The sequence below is a fragment of the Tabrizicola sp. genome (genome assembly GCF_030373185.1).
Lineage (GTDB): Bacteria > Pseudomonadota > Alphaproteobacteria > Rhodobacterales > Rhodobacteraceae > Tabrizicola.
In genome coordinates, this window is sequence record NZ_JAUCZH010000002.1 from 60,103 (window position 1) to 78,261 (window position 18,159).

General features: G+C 64.6%; 16 protein-coding genes. 6 read left to right on the forward strand and 10 right to left on the reverse strand.

Annotated elements, in window-relative coordinates; all coding sequences use genetic code 11:
* Positions 1–30 precede the first annotated feature (30 nt).
* The 3 genes from QUV21_RS05105 to QUV21_RS05115 are packed head-to-tail and all read right to left on the reverse strand — an operon-like array spanning position 31 to position 2,955.
* Positions 31–1,356 (reverse strand): FMN-binding glutamate synthase family protein, encoded by a 1,326-nt coding sequence (locus tag QUV21_RS05105; protein ID WP_300853553.1) that lies wholly within the window; start codon positions 1,354–1,356, stop codon positions 31–33.
* Between the two features lie 8 nt (positions 1,357–1,364).
* Positions 1,365–2,054 carry a GXGXG domain-containing protein gene (locus tag QUV21_RS05110; RefSeq protein WP_300853554.1) on the reverse strand — a complete coding sequence of 230 codons (690 nt, stop codon included), beginning with the start codon at positions 2,052–2,054 and terminating at the stop codon, positions 1,365–1,367.
* Between the two features lie 4 nt (positions 2,055–2,058).
* Entirely contained in the window at positions 2,059–2,955 is an 897-nt protein-coding gene (locus QUV21_RS05115; protein WP_300853555.1) for a glutamine amidotransferase family protein, read from the reverse strand.
* A 318-nt stretch (positions 2,956–3,273) separates the two neighbouring features.
* Here QUV21_RS05115 and QUV21_RS05120 point away from each other — a divergent pair, with 318 nt between their 5' ends.
* Positions 3,274–4,626 (forward strand): ammonium transporter, encoded by a 1,353-nt coding sequence (locus tag QUV21_RS05120; protein WP_300853556.1) that lies wholly within the window; start codon positions 3,274–3,276, stop codon positions 4,624–4,626.
* A 27-nt stretch (positions 4,627–4,653) separates the two neighbouring features.
* Complete coding sequence (locus tag QUV21_RS05125; protein ID WP_300853557.1) at positions 4,654–4,872, forward strand: hypothetical protein; 219 nt, start codon at positions 4,654–4,656, stop codon at positions 4,870–4,872.
* Between the two features lie 70 nt (positions 4,873–4,942).
* Here the strand turns inward: QUV21_RS05125 and QUV21_RS05130 are convergent, their stop codons facing one another.
* The 6 genes from QUV21_RS05130 to smc all read right to left on the reverse strand — a co-directional run bounded on the left by QUV21_RS05130 (position 4,943) and on the right by smc (position 14,431).
* A complete protein-coding gene (locus QUV21_RS05130) occupies positions 4,943–5,602 on the reverse strand; it encodes a helix-turn-helix domain-containing protein (protein ID WP_300853558.1) in 660 nt (219 codons plus the stop codon).
* Between the two features lie 73 nt (positions 5,603–5,675).
* Complete coding sequence (locus tag QUV21_RS05135; protein WP_300853559.1) at positions 5,676–6,239, reverse strand: sarcosine oxidase subunit gamma; 564 nt, start codon at positions 6,237–6,239, stop codon at positions 5,676–5,678.
* Positions 6,232–9,138 carry a sarcosine oxidase subunit alpha family protein gene (locus tag QUV21_RS05140; protein WP_300853560.1) on the reverse strand — a complete coding sequence of 969 codons (2,907 nt, stop codon included), beginning with the start codon at positions 9,136–9,138 and terminating at the stop codon, positions 6,232–6,234. Before QUV21_RS05140 ends, QUV21_RS05135 begins: the two co-directional genes overlap by 8 nt.
* Complete coding sequence (locus tag QUV21_RS05145) at positions 9,135–9,419, reverse strand: sarcosine oxidase subunit delta (RefSeq protein WP_300853561.1); 285 nt, start codon at positions 9,417–9,419, stop codon at positions 9,135–9,137. The genes QUV21_RS05140 and QUV21_RS05145 overlap by 4 nt, the downstream gene beginning before the upstream one ends.
* A gap of 13 nt (positions 9,420–9,432) precedes the next feature.
* Positions 9,433–10,683, reverse strand: coding sequence for a sarcosine oxidase subunit beta family protein (locus QUV21_RS05150; RefSeq protein ID WP_300853562.1), 1,251 nt, complete (start codon positions 10,681–10,683; stop codon positions 9,433–9,435).
* Between the two features lie 292 nt (positions 10,684–10,975).
* Complete coding sequence (smc, locus tag QUV21_RS05155) at positions 10,976–14,431, reverse strand: chromosome segregation protein SMC (protein WP_300853563.1); 3,456 nt, start codon at positions 14,429–14,431, stop codon at positions 10,976–10,978.
* A gap of 184 nt (positions 14,432–14,615) precedes the next feature.
* Here smc and QUV21_RS05160 point away from each other — a divergent pair, with 184 nt between their 5' ends.
* The 3 genes from QUV21_RS05160 to QUV21_RS05170 all read left to right on the forward strand — a co-directional run bounded on the left by QUV21_RS05160 (position 14,616) and on the right by QUV21_RS05170 (position 16,299).
* Complete coding sequence (locus QUV21_RS05160; protein WP_300853564.1) at positions 14,616–14,969, forward strand: CidA/LrgA family protein; 354 nt, start codon at positions 14,616–14,618, stop codon at positions 14,967–14,969.
* Positions 14,962–15,681, forward strand: coding sequence for an LrgB family protein (locus QUV21_RS05165; RefSeq protein WP_300853565.1), 720 nt, complete (start codon positions 14,962–14,964; stop codon positions 15,679–15,681). Before QUV21_RS05160 ends, QUV21_RS05165 begins: the two co-directional genes overlap by 8 nt.
* A gap of 78 nt (positions 15,682–15,759) precedes the next feature.
* Positions 15,760–16,299 carry an NAD(P)H-dependent oxidoreductase gene (locus QUV21_RS05170; protein WP_300853566.1) on the forward strand — a complete coding sequence of 180 codons (540 nt, stop codon included), beginning with the start codon at positions 15,760–15,762 and terminating at the stop codon, positions 16,297–16,299.
* A 10-nt stretch (positions 16,300–16,309) separates the two neighbouring features.
* On the opposite strand, the gene QUV21_RS05175 is transcribed toward QUV21_RS05170, so the two are convergent.
* The gene (locus QUV21_RS05175; RefSeq protein ID WP_300853567.1) at positions 16,310–17,347 is read right to left on the reverse strand and encodes an FAD-dependent oxidoreductase; all 1,038 of its coding nucleotides are present in this window, start codon (positions 17,345–17,347) and stop codon (positions 16,310–16,312) included.
* 44 nt (positions 17,348–17,391) lie between these two features.
* On the opposite strand from QUV21_RS05175, the gene mnmD reads away from it, so the two are divergent.
* Positions 17,392–18,111: a tRNA (5-methylaminomethyl-2-thiouridine)(34)-methyltransferase MnmD gene (mnmD, locus tag QUV21_RS05180; RefSeq protein WP_300853568.1), complete on the forward strand. Its 720-nt coding sequence runs from the start codon at positions 17,392–17,394 to the stop codon at positions 18,109–18,111.
* Positions 18,112–18,159: the final 48 nt, after the last annotated feature.

Here is an 18,159-nt window from a genome sequence, read left to right on the forward strand (position 1 = left end):
GTCGTAACTCCCTGTCCCTTATTGTTTTTCTCAGAACCCGGTCCGGCCCGGGATCCAGCTGGTTCCCGCAATCGGCACCCCGGCCATGGCGGCTGCTTCGATCGTCAGCGCGCACAGGTCTTCGGGCTCGAGGTTGTGCAGGTGATTCTTGCCGCAGGCCCGCGCGATGGTCTGCGCCTCCAGCGTCATCACCTTGAGGTAGTTTTTCAAGCGCCGACCGCCCAGAACCGGGTCAAACCGCTTGGACAGTTCGGGATCCTGCGTGGTGATCCCGGCGGGGTCGCGGCCTTCGTGCCAGTCGTCATAGGCGTCGGCCGTGGTCCCAAGTTTCTGGTATTCTTCCTCCCAGACCGGGTCATTGTCGCCCAGCGCGATCAGTGCCGCCGTGCCGATGGCCACCGCGTCGGCGCCCAGAGCCATGGCCTTGGCCACGTCCGCCCCGGTGCGGATGCCGCCCGAAACGATCAGCTGCACCTTCCTGTGCATCCCAAGGTCTTGCAGCGCCTTCACCGCCTGCGGAATGCAGGCAAGGATCGGCATGCCGACATGTTCGATGAACACATCCTGCGTTGCCGCCGTGCCGCCTTGCATGCCGTCCAGCACCACGACATCCGCGCCCGCCTTCACCGCCAGCGCCGTGTCATAATAGGGCCGCGCGCCGCCGACCTTGATGTAGATCGGCTTTTCCCAGTTGGTGATCTCGCGCAGTTCGAGGATCTTGATCTCCAGATCATCCGGCCCGGTCCAGTCGGGGTGACGGCAGGCAGACCGCTGGTCGATCCCTTTGGGAAGGTTCCGCATGTTGGCCACACGGTCCGAGATTTTTTGCCCCAGAAGCATCCCACCCCCACCGGGCTTGGCACCCTGACCGACCACGATCTCGATCGCATCAGCGCGGCGCAGGTCGTCGGGGTTCATGCCGTAGCGGCTGGGAAGATATTGATAGACCAGCGTCTTGGAATGGCCGCGCTCTTCTTCAGTCATGCCGCCGTCGCCGGTGGTGGTGCTGGTGCCAGCCGCCGTCGCGCCACGACCCAAGGCCTCTTTGGCCGGACCGGACAGCGCGCCAAAGCTCATCCCTGCGATGGTGATCGGGATATCCAGATGGATCGGGTTCTTGGCGAAACGGGTGCCAAGCCAGACATCGGTCGCGCATTTCTCGCGGTAGCCTTCCAGCGGGTAGCGGCTGATCGAGGCCCCAAGGAACAGCAGGTCATCGAAATGCGGCAGGTGGCGCTTGGTGCCACCCCCCCGGATATCGTAGATGCCAGAGGCGGCTGCGCGGCGGATTTCAGCGTTGATTGCCGGCGTGAAAGTGGCCGAGAAGCGGGGCGGGGTTTTCGGGAATTCGGTCATTTTCTGCCTCAATACGCCGACGCATTGTCGATGTTGAAGTTGTAAAGCTTGCGGGCCGAGCCGTAGCGGCGGAACTCCTCGGGCTTGGCCTTGTGGTCAGCCTCGCCCCGGCGCAGCAGCTCTTCGACGATGGCGAAATGTTCGTCGCGCATTTCCTTTTCGATGCAATCCGCACCAAGGCTTTTCACCGTGCCGCGCACGAAGATGCGGGCCTCATAAAGGCTGTCGCCCAAGGCTTCTCCGGCGTTGCCAAGAACCACGACATTGCCCGATTGCGCCATGAAGCAGGACATGTGGCCGATGTTACCATGCACCACGATGTCGATGCCCTTCATCGAAATGCCGCAGCGGCTGGAGGCGTTGCCCTTGATCACCAGAAGCCCGCCGCGCCCGGTCGCCCCGGCATACTGGCTGGCGTCCCCGTCGATGATCACTGCGCCCGACATCATGTTCTCGGCCACGCCCGGCCCGGCCGACCCCTTGATGCGGATCGTGGCCTGCTTGTTCATTCCGGCGCAGTAATAGCCGGTTGACCCCCGCACGGTGATATCCACCGGGGCATCCACCCCGGCGGCAATCGCATGCGCACCCTTGGGGTTGATCACCTCCCATGCGGTCATGTTGGTCTGCCCCTTGAGGGCATGCAGCGACGAGTTCAGGGCGCGCAAGCCCTCTTTGCCCAGATCGAAACTCTGCATTCTCTCAACGCTCCCAGAAATAGACGGTGGCGGGTTCCGGTTCCCAGACGCGGGCGTTTTCAATGCCCGGAAGGTTGACCAGCGCGCGGTACTCCGAACCGAAGGCGACGTATTCGTCAGTTTCGGCCATCACTGCGGGCTTGCAGGCAATGGGGTCGCGCACGACGCCAAAGCCGTTCTTGGTGCCGACAACGAAGGTGAAGAAGCCGTCCAGATCATCAAGGCCCGATTCCAGCGCCGTGCCAAGATCCTCGCCCTCTTTCAGCTTCTGGCTGACATAGGCGGCGGCCACTTCGGTATCATTCTGGGTCTCGAAACTCATGCCCTTGCGGATCAGCTCACGCCGCAAGCCGTTGTGGTTCGACAGGCTGCCGTTGTGGACAAGGCACTGGTCTGGTCCGGTGGAAAACGGATGCGCGCCCATTGTGGTCACGGCGGATTCGGTGGCCATGCGGGTATGGCCGATACCATGCGTGCCGGTCATCCTGGCCACATCAAAGCGGCGGGCCACATCTTTTGGCAGGCCGACTTCCTTGAAGATTTCGATGCTGTCGCCAACGCTCATGACCTTCACGTCGGGGCGCAGATGCGACAAGGCCGACCGGGCGGCATCAAGTTGACCGATTGGCACTTCCAGCACGGCATGGGTGCTTTTGACCAGCATCGCGACCGGTTGGCCGATGGCGTCATGCAGATCGCCGTCAAGGTTCTTGAAGTCCTTTTCGGGATGGGCCGACTGGATCGTGATCTTGCCCAACCCGTCTCTGGCCCCGGAATAGATCGCAATGCCCGCAGAGTCGGGGCCTCGGTCTGTCATGGTGATCAGCATGTCCGTCAGCATTTCCCCAAGCTTCGGTTCAAGCTTCGGATCCTTCAGGAACAGCCCAACGATGCCGCACATGGATTCGTCTCCTTCGACTGGTTGAACTGACGCTAACACTGACTTTTTTGCTTATCAACTGTCGAGAAACTTTTTTCACCTGTCGGGAAACACGATGCCTGTTTTTGTGGCAGGCTTGGTTTTCCTTGACAGAATGTCGCAGCTACCGTTTCACTACAGAGAAAAAGTTTGCTCAACAGAGAAATTGGGGGCGGCCGGATGGCCATCACCTGATCTCCATACCGGATGCTTCAGCCGGGTCAGACCCAGCAGCACCGGCACCTGAAAAGGGGAGGCAGCCCGTCGCTGGCCTCGGAAATCAAAAGAGGAAACACAGGGATGGACAATCAACTCGACGCCATCACGACGATCTTCACCGAGTTCTATTATTGGGTCACAATACCGCTCATGTTCCTCATCCATGTGGGCTTCTGCATGTATGAGGTCGGCGCCAGCCGTCGGCGCAACCACATGCACACGCTGATGAAGAATTCGATGATCATTCCACTGGTCACGATCACCTTCTTCTTCTTCGGCTGGTGGCTCTATTGGGCGCTGCCGAACGGCCCCTTCATCACCGGCGGCATCGAATGGGAAGCCGCGGCGGCCAATTCGCCAATGTCAAACACCATGGCAACGAACCTTGATGACCGGATCACGGGCGTCTTCTGGGCGGCCTTCCTTCTGTTTTCGTGGACTGCCGCCTCCATCGTTTCAGGCGCGGTGATCGAGCGCATCAACTCGGGTGCCTTCTGGGTGCTGGCCGTTGTCATCGGGTCTGGCGCATGGATCATCGACGCGGCATGGGGCTGGCACCCACAGGGCTGGATGGTCAGGCTGCTTGGATACCATGACGCCTATGCCTCGGGGGTCATTCACGCCATCGCGGGCGGATTTGCGCTTGGGGTGCTGCTGGTCCTCGGACCCCGTCTTGGGAAATTCGGCGCCGATGGGTCGATCCGCAACATCCTGCCGCACAACCCGTGGATGGTCGCGGTGGGGCTGTTCATCATCTACACCGGCTTTTGGGGCTTCTATGTCGCCTGCAACATCCCGCTGATCTCGCCCGAGGGCATTGGCGGCGTCATTACCGGCGAAACCTGGACCGCCACCACCATCTACCTGACCCCGACCACGCTGGGCGCCATCACCTTCAACTTCCTGATGTCGCTGTCAGGCGGCATGCTCATGGCCTTCATGGTCTCGAAGGGTGACGCGTTCTGGACCTATTCCGGCGGCCTTGCCGGGATCATCTGCGCCTCGGCCGGGAATGACCTCTATCACCCGATTCAGGCCATGCTCGTCGGCTGCTGCGGGGCATTCATCGCCTACAAGATGCACTACTGGGTCGAACGCACCTTCAAGATCGACGATGCGGTGGGCGCGGTCGCAGTGCATGGCTACGCAGGCTTTGCGGGCCTTGTCATCGCGGGCTTCCTTCTTTGGGGTCACCCGGCGGGTGCCTATGAAGGCTTTGCCGCGATCAACCCGCTTGGCCAGCTTGCCGGTGCAATCATCATGTTCGGCGTGCTTGGCTTCCTGCCCGGGTTCCTTGTTGCAAAAGCGCTCCATGCCTTTGGCCTGCTGCGAATCCCCCGCGAGATCGAGATCATGGGTCTCGACTTTCAGGACATGACCATCCAGCGCGAGGCCGAAAACGAAGTGCGCGCGGCCAAACAACAACTCGTCTGACCGACGGCAGGAAAAAGGAGAACCCCGATGTCTACTACTGGTGTGACAACTTGGGCCGTCGATCTGGCGGAAGTTGGTCCGATCTACCCTTTTCAGGGCAGCGAGGGCCTGTTGTGGGTCGTTGGCCTCTTGGTCTGGTTTGGCTGGCATGTCTGGTCGATCCGGTGGGAAAAGGCCTACCACCGGGACAAGATCGCCAAGTATGGCGACAACGAGACCTTGCGAAAGTCTCTGGACCTGCACTGAGATGATACGAAACGGGGCGCCAGTTTGGCGCCCCGTCAACGTCAGTCCTCCCGCCAGCGCGGGCCAGTCTCTAGCCCTGCGGATAGGCGATCACCGAAAGATAGCGCGCCGGAAGTTTCACCAGCTCTTCCGGCCCATGCGGGGAATCTGCATCGAAAAACAGGCTGTCGCCGGGCTTCAGCAGATAGACCTGATCCCCGTGGCGATACCCCACCTCTCCTTCCAGCATGTAAAGCAGTTCCAGCCCTTCATGCTGGAAGGCCGGGAAGGTGTCACTTTCTGTGGTCAGGGTGATGATATAGGGCTCCACCACCACGCCCGAACTGTTTGACCCGATATGGCCCAGAAGGTTGTATTGATGCCCCGCCCGGGTGCCGCGCCGTTCAATCTCGACATGTTCACCAGCCTTCACATGCTGCGCCTCGCGGCGTTCTTCGTAGCTGCGAAAGAATGCCGTTACCGGGACAGAGAACGCATGGCTCAGCACCTGCAATGTCGTCAGGGAGGGCGAGGTGTTGCCGTTTTCAATCTTGGAAAGCATCCCGATCGACAGGCCTGTGACCGCTGCCAGATCGGCCACCGTCATGCCTTGCTGACGCCGAAATGTTCGCACTTCACGACCGATTGCCGCTTCAAGATTGCGTTCGCTGATTTCGCGCAGCCGGTGCGGATCTTGATCAAAAGCAGGCTTGCCGCGCGGCAGGACAGGAATGGCCTCACCTTCAGACATGATTGTGTCCCGAAATTCGAACTTGTTACAGAATTTCACTACCGGGAAACACGCCTTACTTCAAGACAAACCCTCAGAACGCGGACATCGCCGCCACCTCAAGCGCATGCAACAGGCTTTTTGCGGACGACCTCGGCCCATAAAGCCGCGCCGCCCCGGGGCCGTGCTTGATCAGATAGCAGCCCAGATGTTCCAGCATCGTCCGGGTGGCATGGCCATCCGGCACGCCCGAGAAATCCACATTGCACAGACGCTCCAGCAGCGGGGCAAGGTCAGGGGCGGCCAGATCAAGGCACACCCATGCGTCGGTCTGTTCAGTGACCGATGCCGCATCGCCCAAGGCGTCCTTCAGCGTCGTGGCTATCATCTCGTGGCTGGCAAGATCAGCCTCGACAAACCACATCTCGGGCGCGACCCAGTAGGTGCTGTAGGGCGTTCCCGCGAGAAACCGCGCCGGTCCGGGCAAGGGCAGCCCTGCCACCTTGGCCGCCGCCCCAAGTTCAGCCATCCGCCCCCGCCGCGCCGCGACCGAGGCCAGGGCCACGTCGAACCGTTCCGTCACGGTCACAGGCCCGACCGTGACCGATACAGGTTCATTCGCGCCAAGCGCCGTCATTGCTTTCAACATCTCAGCCACGCAGCCGCTCCCCATCCGGGTCAAAGAAATGCGGCGACACGATCTCGACTTCGGTATCCGTCCCGCCCACCAGATTGACCGCCCGCATCCGGCTGCCGATCTTCGCGTTACCGCCCTTCAGATAACCCAGTGCGATGTCGCAGCCGATATGGGGCGAGTACACCTTCGAGGTCAGCCAGCCGCCATCATTCGCCGCAACCGGCGCCGCACCGATGGCAAGGAAATGGCTGCCAGCGGTCAGCCTTCCGTTCGGGTCAACCGGCTTGACGCCAACCAGACGATAGCCGTCCGGGTCTGCCAGCCCCTCACGTTGGGACAGGACCATGCCGATGCTGTCCTTCTTCTTCGACACCATCTTGCCCAGCCCCATATGAAGCGCGGTGGACTGCCCGTTAAGCTCGCCCCCGGCGACATGGCCCTTCTCGATCCGCATCACGCCAAGCGCTTCGGTGCCATAGACGATAGGTTCATACTCTGCCCCCCGCGCCAGCATTTCACGCAAAAGCGCGTCGCCATAGCGCGTAGGAACCGCGATTTCATAGGCAAGCTCGCCCGAGAAGGAAATGCGGAACAGCCGCGCCCGCAACCCGCCGCAAACCGTGACATTCCCGGCACCCATATAGGGAAACGCCGCGTCGGATATGTCCTGGTCAACCAACTTTTCCAACAGCTTGCGCGCATTCGGCCCGGCAACCGAAAACTGCGCCCATGCTTCGGTGGTGCTGATCAGTTGCACGTCCATATCTGGCCACAGGCACTGACGGCAAAACTCCAGATGCCGGAAGACCGTGACTGCGTTGGCCGTGGTCGTGGTCATCACATATTCATGTTCGCCCATTCGCGCCGTGGTGCCGTCGTCATAAACGATCCCATCCTCGCGCAGCATCAGCCCATAGCGGCACTTGCCCACAGCCAAGGTGCTGAACGTGTTCGCATAGACGCGGTCCAGGAAAGCCCCGGCATCCGTGCCTTGAATGTCGATCTTGCCCAGGGTCGTCACATCGCAGATACCCACCGACTTGCGCGTCGCCAGAACCTCGCGGTCAACCGACTGCCGCCACTCGGTTTCGCCGGCTTTCGGAACCCACTGGGTCCGCAGCCAGTTGCCAACCTCGACAAAGACCGCGCCCTGTTCGGTGGCCCAGTGGTGGCTTGGCGTCAGGCGATAAGGCTTGAAGTCCTTGCCGCGCGACCGCCCCGCAAGCGCCCCCATCGCAACCGGGGTGTAGGGCGGGCGGTAGATCGTGGTGCCAGTCTCGGGGATCGACCGCCCGGTCAGTTCCGCCATCACCGCCAGACCGATCACATTGCCGGTCTTGCCCTGATCCGTCGCCATCCCCAGCGTGGTATAACGCTTCATATGCTCGACGGAGGTGAAATTCTCCTGCTTCGCCAGCTTCACATCCTTGACGGTCACATCGTTCTGCTGGTCGATCCAGGCGCGGCCCTTGCCATGGTTCACATGCCAAAGCGGGGTGATGCAGACCGGCGCGTCCTCGGCCTCGGGCAGGTCGGGCGCGGCCCCGGTCAGGCCCAGCGCCGCGATGGCCGCATCCCGCCCCGTGCGCAACGCGCCATGCGTGGACAAGAACCCCGCCGCCGCCCCTGCAACCACAAGGCCCGGTGGGCCATCATTGCCCGGCACGAAGCCCGCAATCGCCGCATCCCAGACCGGGCGCGATCGATGATGCGAATGGATATTCACATTCGGGTTCCATCCACCCGAAACCCCCAAGGCATCAACGCGGATATCTTCGATGCGCCCATTCGAATGTCGAACGCGGATCGACTTCAGGCCCAACCGGCCCGAGGTATCAATCACCTCGGCCCCGTCGCGGCCGTCGATGACGGCGGCAACCTCCACGCCCTTGGACTTCAGATCGGCGGCCGTCCGCAGGCCGTCATCATTGTTGGTGAATACCGCCACCCGCTCGCCCGCCTTGACGCCCCAGCGGTTCGCATATGCCCGCAAGGCACCGGCCAGCATGATCCCGGGACGGTCGTTGTTTTCAAAGGCAATCGGGCGTTCTATTGCGCCAGCGGCAAGGATTGCGCGCTTGGAATAGATGCGCCACAGCACCTGCCGGGGCTTGCCAATGACAGGCACGGCCAGGTGATCCGACACCCGCTCAACCGCGCCATAGATGCCATGGTCAAAGGCGCCGATCACCGTTGTCCGCGCCATCAGCCGCACATTCGCAAGCGTGGCAAGTTCGGCCACTACCCCAGCCGCCCAATCGCCCCCCGCAGCGCCGCCAACCGTCAGGGTCTCGGCATTCAACCGGCCACCAAGGGCGAAATCCTCGTCCGCCAGTATGACCCGCTTGCCAGCCCGGCCGGCGGTCAGCGCCGCCATCAATCCGGCCGGTCCAGCGCCGATCACCAGCAGATCGCAATGCAGGAAGCCCTTGTCATAGGCGTCCGGGTCTTCCTCGCGGCTGACGGACCCAAGCCCGGCGGCGCGGCGGATGATCGGCTCATAAACCTTTTCCCAGAAGGCTTTAGGCCACATGAAGGTCTTGTAGTAGAACCCCGCCGCGAAGAAGGTATTCAGCCGGTCATTGATCGATAGCGCGTCAAACCGCAGGCTTGGCCAGCGGTTCTGGCTGTTGGCTTCCAACCCGTCAAAAAGCTCTGCCACGGTCGCGCGCGTGTTTGGCTCTTGCCGCCCGCCGGTCCGCAGCTCGACCAGCGCGTTCGGTTCTTCCGACCCTGCCGACAGTGGCCCGCGCGGGCGGTGGTACTTGAAGCTGCGGCCCATCAGACGGACGCCGTTGGCCAGAAGCGCCGAGGCCAGAGTGTCGCCCGGATGGCCCTGATAGGGGATGCCGTCGAAAGTGAAGCGGAGGGTTTTGCTGCGGTCGATCTGGCCGCCGGCGATGCGATGGGATTGCGTCATTGGCTGCGCCCCCGACTGCGCGCCACGTCGCGCGCAAGTTCGACCTTTGTGATTTCATGGGTGACGGTGTTGCGCGTGATCACCAGCCAGGACCGGTCGCCCTGCTCGTGATACCACAGCTCCTGGTGTTCGCCCGCCGGGTTGGTGCGCTGGTAGAGGTATTCGTGGAACGCCTCGACGCCCGCGGTCATGCCGTCAGGCCGGTCGATCAGCGACGCATCGCCCAGATAGACGAATTCCTGCGCGTCGCGGGGGCCGAGGATCGGATGATGAATGATCATTCGTATTTCGCCTTCAGTGCAGGTTCGGCTGGGCGCCCTGGCCCTTTTCGTCGATCATCCGGCCCTTGAGGAACCGGTCGAGCCGGTAGGCCGTGGCGGTCGGATGCGGCTCGTCTTTCGCCAGAAGATGCGCGAAGCACCAGCCCGAGGCCGGGGTCGCCTTGAACCCGCCGTAGCACCAGCCGCCGTTGAAGTAGAGGCCCTCGATGGGCGTCTTGTCGATGAAGGGCGAGCCATCCATCGACATGTCCATGATCCCGCCCCAGGTGCGCAAAAGCCGCACTCGGCCAATCGCGGGCATCAAGGCCATGCCGCCTTCGGCGACATCCTCGATCACCGGCAGGTTGCCACGCTGGGCGTAGGAGTTATAGCCGTCGATATCGCCGCCGAAGACCAGACCACCCTTGTCGGACTGGCTGACGTAGAAATGCCCGGCGCCGAAGGTCATCACGCCGTCGATCAGGGGCTTCAGGCCCTCGCTCACAAAGGCCTGCAACACATGACTTTCGATCGGCAGCCGCATCCCGGCATGGGCCATCACCTTCGACGACGACCCGGCCACCGCAACACCGACCTTCTTTGCCCCGATGAACCCGCGAGAGGTCTCGACCCCCCGGATACGGCCATTCTCGATCCGCATCCCGGTGACTTCGCAGTTCTGGATCAGGTCCACGCCGCGCATGTCGGCCCCGCGCGCATAGCCCCATGCGACCGCGTCATGCCGCACCGTGCCGCCACGCCTCTGGGCGATTGCGCCCTTGATCGGAAAGCGGGCGTTGTCGAAGTTCAGCCACGGATACACCGCCCGCACCTGTTCGCGGCTCAGCATCTCGGCATCCGCCCCGTGCAGGATCATCGCATTGGCCCGACGGGTGAAGGCGTCGCGCTGTGCGTCGGTGTGGATCAGGTTGATGATCCCGCGCTGACTGACCATGGCGTTATAGTTGAAATCCTGCTCCAGCCCTTCCCAAAGCTTCAGGCTGAATTCATAGAACGGCTCGTTGCCGTCCAGCAGGTAGTTCGACCGGATGATCGTGGTGTTGCGGCCCACATTTCCGCCGCCCAGATAGCCCTTTTCAAGCACCGCAATCCGCGCCTGCCCGAATTCCTTGGCAAGATAGTAGGCCGTGGCCAGCCCATGCCCACCGCCGCCAATGATGATGTAATCGTATTCGGCCTGCGGGGTGGGGTCACGCCAGACGGGCTTCCAGCCCTTGTGGCCCGTCAACGCCTCGGCAATCACGCGAAATCCGGAATAGCGCAAGATCCGTCTCCTGTTCCTGCCTATGTTCTAGGATCAGGATCAGGCGTTTACTCTTCCGTTTTCGCCACCGGCATGGCCGTTTCGGCCATTCCCGCGAATGTCAGTTCAGCCCGCGATGGATCGTCGGGGCGGTAATTCCCGGCACGTCGATGACAAGTGAGCCTTCTGTGAAAGCCAGAATGGCCAGAAGGGTCAAAGCGGAGATAAGGCTGTTCATGGGCAGCTCCAGGCGTTTGTTCACGACCCGTTCTGCCTGATTCTGGTTAACCAGCGGTTAGCCAGCCGCCCGTTCCTATGCCACCAACGCTTCGGCCTTCTTCAGATCGACCGAGACCAGCTGGCTGACGCCCTGTTCCTGCATCGTCACGCCAAACAGCCGATCCATCCGCGCCATGGTCACCGCGTGGTGGGTGATGATCAGGAACCGGGTATCTGTGCGCCGGGTCATTTCGTCCAGAAGGTCGCAGAACCGCGTCACGTTCGCGTCGTCCAAAGGCGCGTCCACCTCGTCCAGCACGCAGATCGGCGCGGGGTTGGCAAGGAACACCCCGAAGATCAGCGCCAGCGCCGTCAACGTCTGCTCGCCCCCCGACAACAGCGACAGCGTCGCCAGCTTCTTGCCCGGCGGTTGGCACAGGATTTCCAGCCCGGCCTCCAGCGGATCGTCAGACTCCACCAGCACAAGCCGCGCCTCGCCGCCGCCGAAAAGATGGGTAAACAGGGTCGAGAAGTTTGCGTTGACCTGTTCAAAGGCGGTCAGCAACCGTTCGCGCCCTTCCTTGTTCAGACCCGCAATCCCGGCACGCAGCTTCTTCACCGCTTCTTCAAGATCAGCCTTTTCACCTGCCAGCGCGTCATATTCCGCCTCAACCGTCTTCGCATCCTCTTCGGCGCGCAGGTTGACCGCGCCCAGCGCCTCACGCTGGCGTTTCAGGCGGCCCACGTCGGCATCAAGGCTTTCAGCGTCCGGCATCTTGTCGGGGTCAACCCGCAGGCTGGCGAACAGCTCATCAGGGGTGCGGTCGTTGTCTTCGCGGATGCGTTCGGCGGCAAGGGCCACGCCTTCACGCGCAGCATCCAGACGGGCTTCGGCCCGCGCCCGCCCCTCGCGCGCTTCGCCTGCCAGCCGTTCTGCCTCGCGTTCAGCCAGTTGCGCTTCCCGCAAGGTGGCTTCGGCTTCGGCCAAGGCGTCGGCTGCGCTGCGCCGCCGCACCTCGGCCTCGGCCATCGCATCGACCAACTCATCACGCTTGGCGGCAATTTCTTCGGGGGCCTGCATCGCTTCGGCCAGTTCATCCTCGGTCTCGGCCCGGCGTTCGTTCAACTCCTCGGTCCGCTTCGAGGCTGTCTCCAGCCGGTGCTTCCAGCCGGACAATTCCTTGAGCGCCTCCTGCCGCCGCCGCACCCGCGCCTCGCCTTCACGGCGCACCTCATCCTGGGCCGAGCGGCGGGTCATCATCGTGATCCGCGCGGCTTCAACGGTGATCTTGGCCGCCTCGACCGCGCCCCGGGCCGCGTCAAGGTCACCCAGTTCCGCGACCGCAGCCTCAGCCTCTGTCAGCCGGGCGCGCGCGCCCATCGCCTCGTCTTCAAACCGGCTGACGGCCAGCCGCGCCGCCTCCAGCTTGCCGCCCGCGATGGACCGGTCCGCCTCGGCCCGCGCCAAGGCCCGGTTCGCCTCGGTCACCCGCGCATCCGCCGCGCGCCGCGCATCACGCGCCCGGCTGTCGGCACTTGCCAGTTCAGCCAGCCGCGCCTGCAACGCCTCATGCGCCCGCGCAGCGCCATCGGCCCGCGCCGCGACCTCCTCCAGATCGCGCTTCAGCTGCACCAGCCGGTTCAACTGCTGCAACCGCAGCGCGGCGGCAGAAGGCGCATCCTCCGCCCCCGCCCGGAACCCGTCCCAGCGCCACAGGTCACCCTCAACCGACACCAGCCGCTGACCGGGCCGCAAGGCCGCCTGCAAGGCAAACCCCTGCTCGCGGCTGACCAAGCCAATCTGGGACAACCGCCGCGCCAGCACTGCCGGCCCCTGCACCTCTGTCGCCAACGGCACCGCCCCATCCGGCAAGGCCTGCGGCGCGTCATAGGGTGCCAGCACCGCCCAGCCAGACCGCGCGCCACCTTCCACCTCGGGGCTGCGCAGATCATCGGCCAAGGCCGCACCCAGCGCCTTTTCAAAGCCCGGCGTCACCACCAGCTTGTCCAGCAACTGATGCCCGGCCTGCGCTTCACGCTCCACCAGCCGCGCCAGTGCCGCCACCTCGGCGCGCAAGGCATTGGCCTCGCCCTCGGCAGAAGACCGCGCCGCCCGCGCCTCGGCCTCACGGCCCTGCGTTTCTGCCCGCGCCACTTCAGCGGCTTCCAGCGCCACCTCGGTCGCCTCGGCCTCGGCCATCGCCGCTTCCTGCGCCTCCTCGGCAGCGGCGAAGGCCTCGCCCGCCGCCTCCAGCGCCCCCGTCGCCCCAGCCACCGCCTGCCGCGCCGCCACAGCCTCGCCCTCGGCCCGGTCCAGCATGGCACGGCTATCCGACAGCATCCGTTGCGAGGATTGGTGCCGCGCCGCCAGCCGCGCCGCATCCTCGGTCAGTTCGGCCAGCGCAGCTTCCCGCTCGCCCAGCACCGCGCCTGCCTCGCGCGCGGCTTCCATCGCCTCGGCCAGCTTTTCCTCATGCCCTTCATGGGCGCGGGCGAGCTGTTCAATCTCCCAGTCCAGGCGTTCGATCACTTCGCCCGCGTCGCGGTTCAGACCCGCTTCGCGCTCCATGTCGCGCGAAAGCTGCTCGATCCGCGCCTTCAGGGCATCGATCGTGGCCAGCGCCCGCGCCTCCTGATCGCCCAAGGCGTCGCGCTGCAAGCTCAGTCGTTGCAGGATGGCAGAGGCAATCGCTTCTTCTTCACGCTTTGGCGGCAGGGCATCTTCCGACGCTTCCCGCGTCTTCGCAGCCCCACGAGACGCCGCCTCGGCCTGCCCTTGGGCAATCAGCCGATCCCGCAGCGCGCCCTCGGCCGATTGCCGCGCCTCATCGGCTTCGCGCCAGCGCCGCCACAACAGCATCCCTTCGGCCTTGCGCAGGTCTTCGCCAATCTCGCGATACCGCGCAGCCTGTTTGGCCTGCCGGGTCAGGACCGACAATTGCTGCGCCAGCTGCTCCAGCACGTCATCCACCCGCAACAGGTTCTGTTCCGTGCCTGCCAGCTTCAGCTCTGCCTCATGCCGCCGCGCATAAAGGCCGGAGATCCCCGCCGCTTCTTCCAGAATCCGCCGCCGCGCCTTGGGCTTGGCGTTGATCAGTTCCGCTATTTGCCCCTGCCGCACCAGCGCCGGGGAATGGCTGCCGGTCGAGGCATCGGCGAACAGCATCTGCACATCGCGCGCCCGCACTTCCTTGGCGTTGGCCCGGTAGGCTGACCCCGCATCCCGGGTGATCCGCCGCACGATCTCGATCTGGTCGGCGTCGTTGAACCCCGCTGGGGCCAGCCGGTCAGAGTTGTCCATCACCAGCGCCACTTCGGCGAAGTGCCGCGCACCCCGCGTTGCGGCACCGTTGAAGATCACGTCTTCCATGCCGCCGCCGCGCATCGCGGATGGCCGGTTTTCGCCCATCACCCAGCGCAGGGCTTCCAGAAGGTTGGACTTCCCACAGCCATTCGGACCCACAACGCCGGTCAAACCCTCATGAATCACCAGATCCGTGGGGTCGACAAAGCTTTTGAAGCCGTTCAGCCGCAGTTTGGTCAGGCGCAAGGGAACCTCATGAGTCGCAAGCCCGCATGGTTCAGCCGACCGGGGCCAGAGTCAACCCAAGCCCCCCGCATCTGGCCGATGCCAGCCCCTTATCCCCAAGATGTTGCGCCACCGCCCCCCCGCGCGCCCTTCCCTTTTCCCAGCAATCGCTTACCCTGCCCCCACCCAATTCCGCAGGCCCCCAATGCTCCACGCCCTCACCGTCATCCTCGCCACCCAACTGGGCGGAGAGTTTTTGACCCGCGCCCTCGCCCTCCCCATCCCCGGCCCGGTTCTTGGTATGGTCGCCCTGACGATCGCCTTCGCCGCCTTCCCGAAGCTGCGCGAGGCGATGCGCCCCGTCGCCCAAGGCATCCTCGGCCACCTCTCGCTCCTCTTCGTCCCCGCGGGCGTTGGCGTGATCGGAAATCTGCAAGCGCTCAAGGGCATGGGCCTTGGCCTGACGCTGGCGATCCTCGTCTCCACCGCCCTAGCCATCACCGCTGCGGCACTTACCTTCGCCCTCGTCGCCCGCCTGACCGGTGCCACCGATGACTGACGTCGCGCAAATCTGGAGCTATCTGTCCCAAGGCCCGCTTCTGTGGCTGACCGCCACGCTGACAGCCTACGGCATCGGCGACACCTGCTTTCGCGCTGCCAACCGCGCGCCACTGGTCAACCCCGTCCTGATTGCCGTCACCCTCCTCGGCGCGCTCCTCTGGCTGACCGCTACCCCCTACGCCACCTATTTCGAGGGCGCGCAGTTCGTCCATTTCCTGCTCGGCCCGGCCACTGTGTGCCTAGCGCTGCCGCTGGCTGACAACCTGCCCCGCCTGCGCCGGGCCTTGTTGCCGGTGCTGGCGGCGCTTGTGGTCGGGTCGGTCACCGCCATGGCATCGGCCCTTGCCATCGCCCGGGCTTTCGGGGCCGACGCGGGGCTTCTGGCGGCGCTGGCCCCCAAATCCGCCACCGCCCCCGTCGCCATCGGTATCGCGGAAGGCATGGGCGGCCAGCCGACCCTGACCGCCGTCCTCGTGATCCTGACCGGGATCACCGGCGCAATCATCGCAACGCCGCTCCTCAACTTTCTGAGGCTGAAGGACTGGCGCGCACGGGGGTTTGCGGTGGGGGTGGCCAGCCACGGCATCGGCACCGCCCGCGCCTTTCAGGTTCACCCCACCGCAGGCGCTTTCGCAGGCCTTGGCATGGCGCTGAACGCGGTCCTGACCGCGCTGCTTGCGCCGCTGCTGTTGCGGCTGTTCCTGCCTTGATCCCGCAGGCTTGCTTCTGACACCGAACGCCTTACCTGAACGCGGTCTCAAAAAGACCAGGCACTGAAAGACCAAAGCATGCTCACCCTTCTCGGCATACCCGGCGCACTTCGGGCAGCCTCGCTGAACCGCCTTTTGCTGGCCGAAGCGCAGAGGGCCTTTGGCGAAGCCCGGCATGTCGAGGCGAACCTGCGCCTGCCGCTTTACGATGGCGACCTTGAAGACAAGCATGGCATCCCGGCCGAGGTGCAGACCCTCGCCGACCAGATCGCCGCCGCGTCTGCCGTGGTCATCGCCACGCCGGAATACAACAAGTCCTTTCCCGGCGTCCTGAAGAACGCGCTGGATTGGGTCAGCCGCACCAAGGGCGGGCCGCTGCGGAACAAACCGGTGGCGATCATCTCTGCCGCCGATGGCCGGGGCGGCGGCGACCGGTCGCAATTCGCGCTGCGCCTTGCGCTGACCCCGTTCCGCCCGCGCCTGCTGACCGGGCCAGAGGTTCTGGTCGCGGACGCAAGCCACGCCTTCACCCCCGAAGGCAGGCTGATCGACCCGCGCTATCAAAAGGCCCTGACCGAGTTGATGCAGGACTTGCGCGCCGAGGCTGAACGCCCCTGATCCGCCCGCGCTACAGCGACGCTTCCACCCGGAACCCGTCTGGAATGGCGTCGCGCCCGTCCAGCACCAGATCGGCCATCACCTCTGCCACCTTGGGGGCCATGCCAAAGCCGATCTTGAAGCCGCCGTTGGCCACGAAATGCCCTGGCCGGCCCGGCCATGCGCCCAGCATCGGCGCCCGGCTTGCCGCCCGGGGCCGCACCCCGGCCCAGCGCGCCACAACCGGCGCCCCGGCCAGCACCGGCACCGCCGCCACCGCCCGCACCAACAGCCCCTCAAGCTGGCTGTCCGGCCCGTCGCTTTCCCAGACCGTCTCGCTGGTAGACCCGATCGCCACCGTCCCATCCGCATGCGGCACGATGTGCAGCCCGTCGACAAAAAGCTGCGCCGCCGCGCGCGCGTCAAAGCCAAGGCTCAGCGCCTGCCCCTTCACGCCGGACCCGACGCGCTTGCCAAGACCTGCTGAAAGCTCTGCCAGACCCTTTACCCCCGTCGCATGGATCACCGGCCCGGCTTCGGCGGCATCGCCAATGGCCACCGTGCCGCCCATCGCCTGCACCGCAGCGGCCAAAGCCTCCAGCGCAAGGCGGGGCGAGATCCGGGCCGACAGGCTGTCAGCCACCAGCCATCCCGAAGGCGAGGCTGGCTCCCACCCCGCGCCCGTTGCCGGGATCACCTGCCATTCGGCAAGACCCTGCCACAGCACCCCGGCCTCTGCCCCGCGCCGCCGCGCCACGTCTACCGCGCGCGTATCGGCCAAGGGTTGCAGCCGCCCCACCCGGCCATAGCCCGACCGCTGGCCCGAGGCGGCCTCGACCCCCGCCCACCAGTCCTGCGCCAGCAGAAGGCTTTCCAGCTGAAACGCCTTCTTGGGATTCCACGCCTCTGGCACATGCGGCGAAAGCGCGCCCACGACGCCGCCGGAAGACCCGGCCCCGATCCCGGCCGTGTCGATCACCCGCACCTTTGCGCCGCGCCGGGCGAAGGCCCATGCCACAGACAATCCGAAGATCCCCGCGCCGCGCACAGTTACATCCACGCTTGCCATTCCGCCGCCCCGCGCCCATCAACAGGCCCAAAGGACTACCCCCGATGCCGCAACCAGACCACCCCGAACTCGACTGGCGCGATGGCGCGATCCCCGTGTCGCGCGCCTTTGACGACCCCTATTTCTCGCTGTCGGGCGGTCTGGATGAGACGCGCCATGTCTTTCTTGCCGGAAACCGCTTGCCGCAGCGGTTTTGTGACGGGTTCCAGATCGCCGAACTTGGTTTCGGCACCGGCCTTAATCTTCTTGCCACCCTTCTGGCTCATACCGGCCCCGGCCATCTGCGCTTTACCAGCTTTGAGGCTTTCCCGCTTCCGGCCACAGACATTGCCCGCGCGCTGCAAGCCTTCGCTGACACCGCCCCGGTGGCCGATGACTTCCTTGCCCAATGGGCCAGTGGAGCCCGCCTGCTGCGCTTCCCCAATCTGACGGCGGAAATCATCATCGGCGATGCCCGCGACACCCTGCCCCTTTGGAACGGTCGCGCCGATGCGTGGTTTCTGGACGGCTTTTCCCCCGCCAAGAACCCCGAGCTTTGGTCGCCCGCCCTGATGCACGAGGTCGCCCGCCACACCGCGCCGCAGGGAACCTTCGCCACCTACACCGCCGCGGGCCACGTTCGCCACAGCCTGACCGAGGCCGGCTTTGCCATTGCCCGGCAGCCGGGCTTTGGCCGCAAACGCCACATGACGACGGGACAGCTGCAGGGCGCGTGCCTCACGGTGTCTGCGCCAGCCCTTCCGCCCGGCACAGATTTGACATAGGCCACCGAGAAATGATTGCGGCGCGCCTATGACACTGTCCGATACACC

Bases quoted from the DNA above. Each gene is read 5' to 3' on its own strand.
- QUV21_RS05130 (WP_300853558.1), bottom strand. From the start codon at position 5,602: ATGTCTGAAGGTGAGGCCATTCCTGTCCTGCCGCGCGGCAAGCCTGCT.
- QUV21_RS05120 (WP_300853556.1), top strand. From the start codon at position 3,274: ATGGACAATCAACTCGACGCCATCACGACGATCTTCACCGAGTTCTAT.
- QUV21_RS05145 (WP_300853561.1), bottom strand. From the start codon at position 9,419: ATGATCATTCATCATCCGATCCTCGGCCCCCGCGACGCGCAGGAATTC.
- QUV21_RS05105 (WP_300853553.1), bottom strand. From the start codon at position 1,356: ATGACCGAATTCCCGAAAACCCCGCCCCGCTTCTCGGCCACTTTCACG.
- QUV21_RS05125 (WP_300853557.1), top strand. From the start codon at position 4,654: ATGTCTACTACTGGTGTGACAACTTGGGCCGTCGATCTGGCGGAAGTT.
- mnmD (WP_300853568.1), top strand. From the start codon at position 17,392: ATGCCGCAACCAGACCACCCCGAACTCGACTGGCGCGATGGCGCGATC.
- QUV21_RS05140 (WP_300853560.1), bottom strand. From the start codon at position 9,138: ATGACGCAATCCCATCGCATCGCCGGCGGCCAGATCGACCGCAGCAAA.
- QUV21_RS05175 (WP_300853567.1), bottom strand. From the start codon at position 17,347: ATGGCAAGCGTGGATGTAACTGTGCGCGGCGCGGGGATCTTCGGATTG.
- QUV21_RS05110 (WP_300853554.1), bottom strand. From the start codon at position 2,054: ATGCAGAGTTTCGATCTGGGCAAAGAGGGCTTGCGCGCCCTGAACTCG.
- QUV21_RS05165 (WP_300853565.1), top strand. From the start codon at position 14,962: ATGACTGACGTCGCGCAAATCTGGAGCTATCTGTCCCAAGGCCCGCTT.
- QUV21_RS05170 (WP_300853566.1), top strand. From the start codon at position 15,760: ATGCTCACCCTTCTCGGCATACCCGGCGCACTTCGGGCAGCCTCGCTG.
- QUV21_RS05160 (WP_300853564.1), top strand. From the start codon at position 14,616: ATGCTCCACGCCCTCACCGTCATCCTCGCCACCCAACTGGGCGGAGAG.
- QUV21_RS05115 (WP_300853555.1), bottom strand. From the start codon at position 2,955: ATGTGCGGCATCGTTGGGCTGTTCCTGAAGGATCCGAAGCTTGAACCG.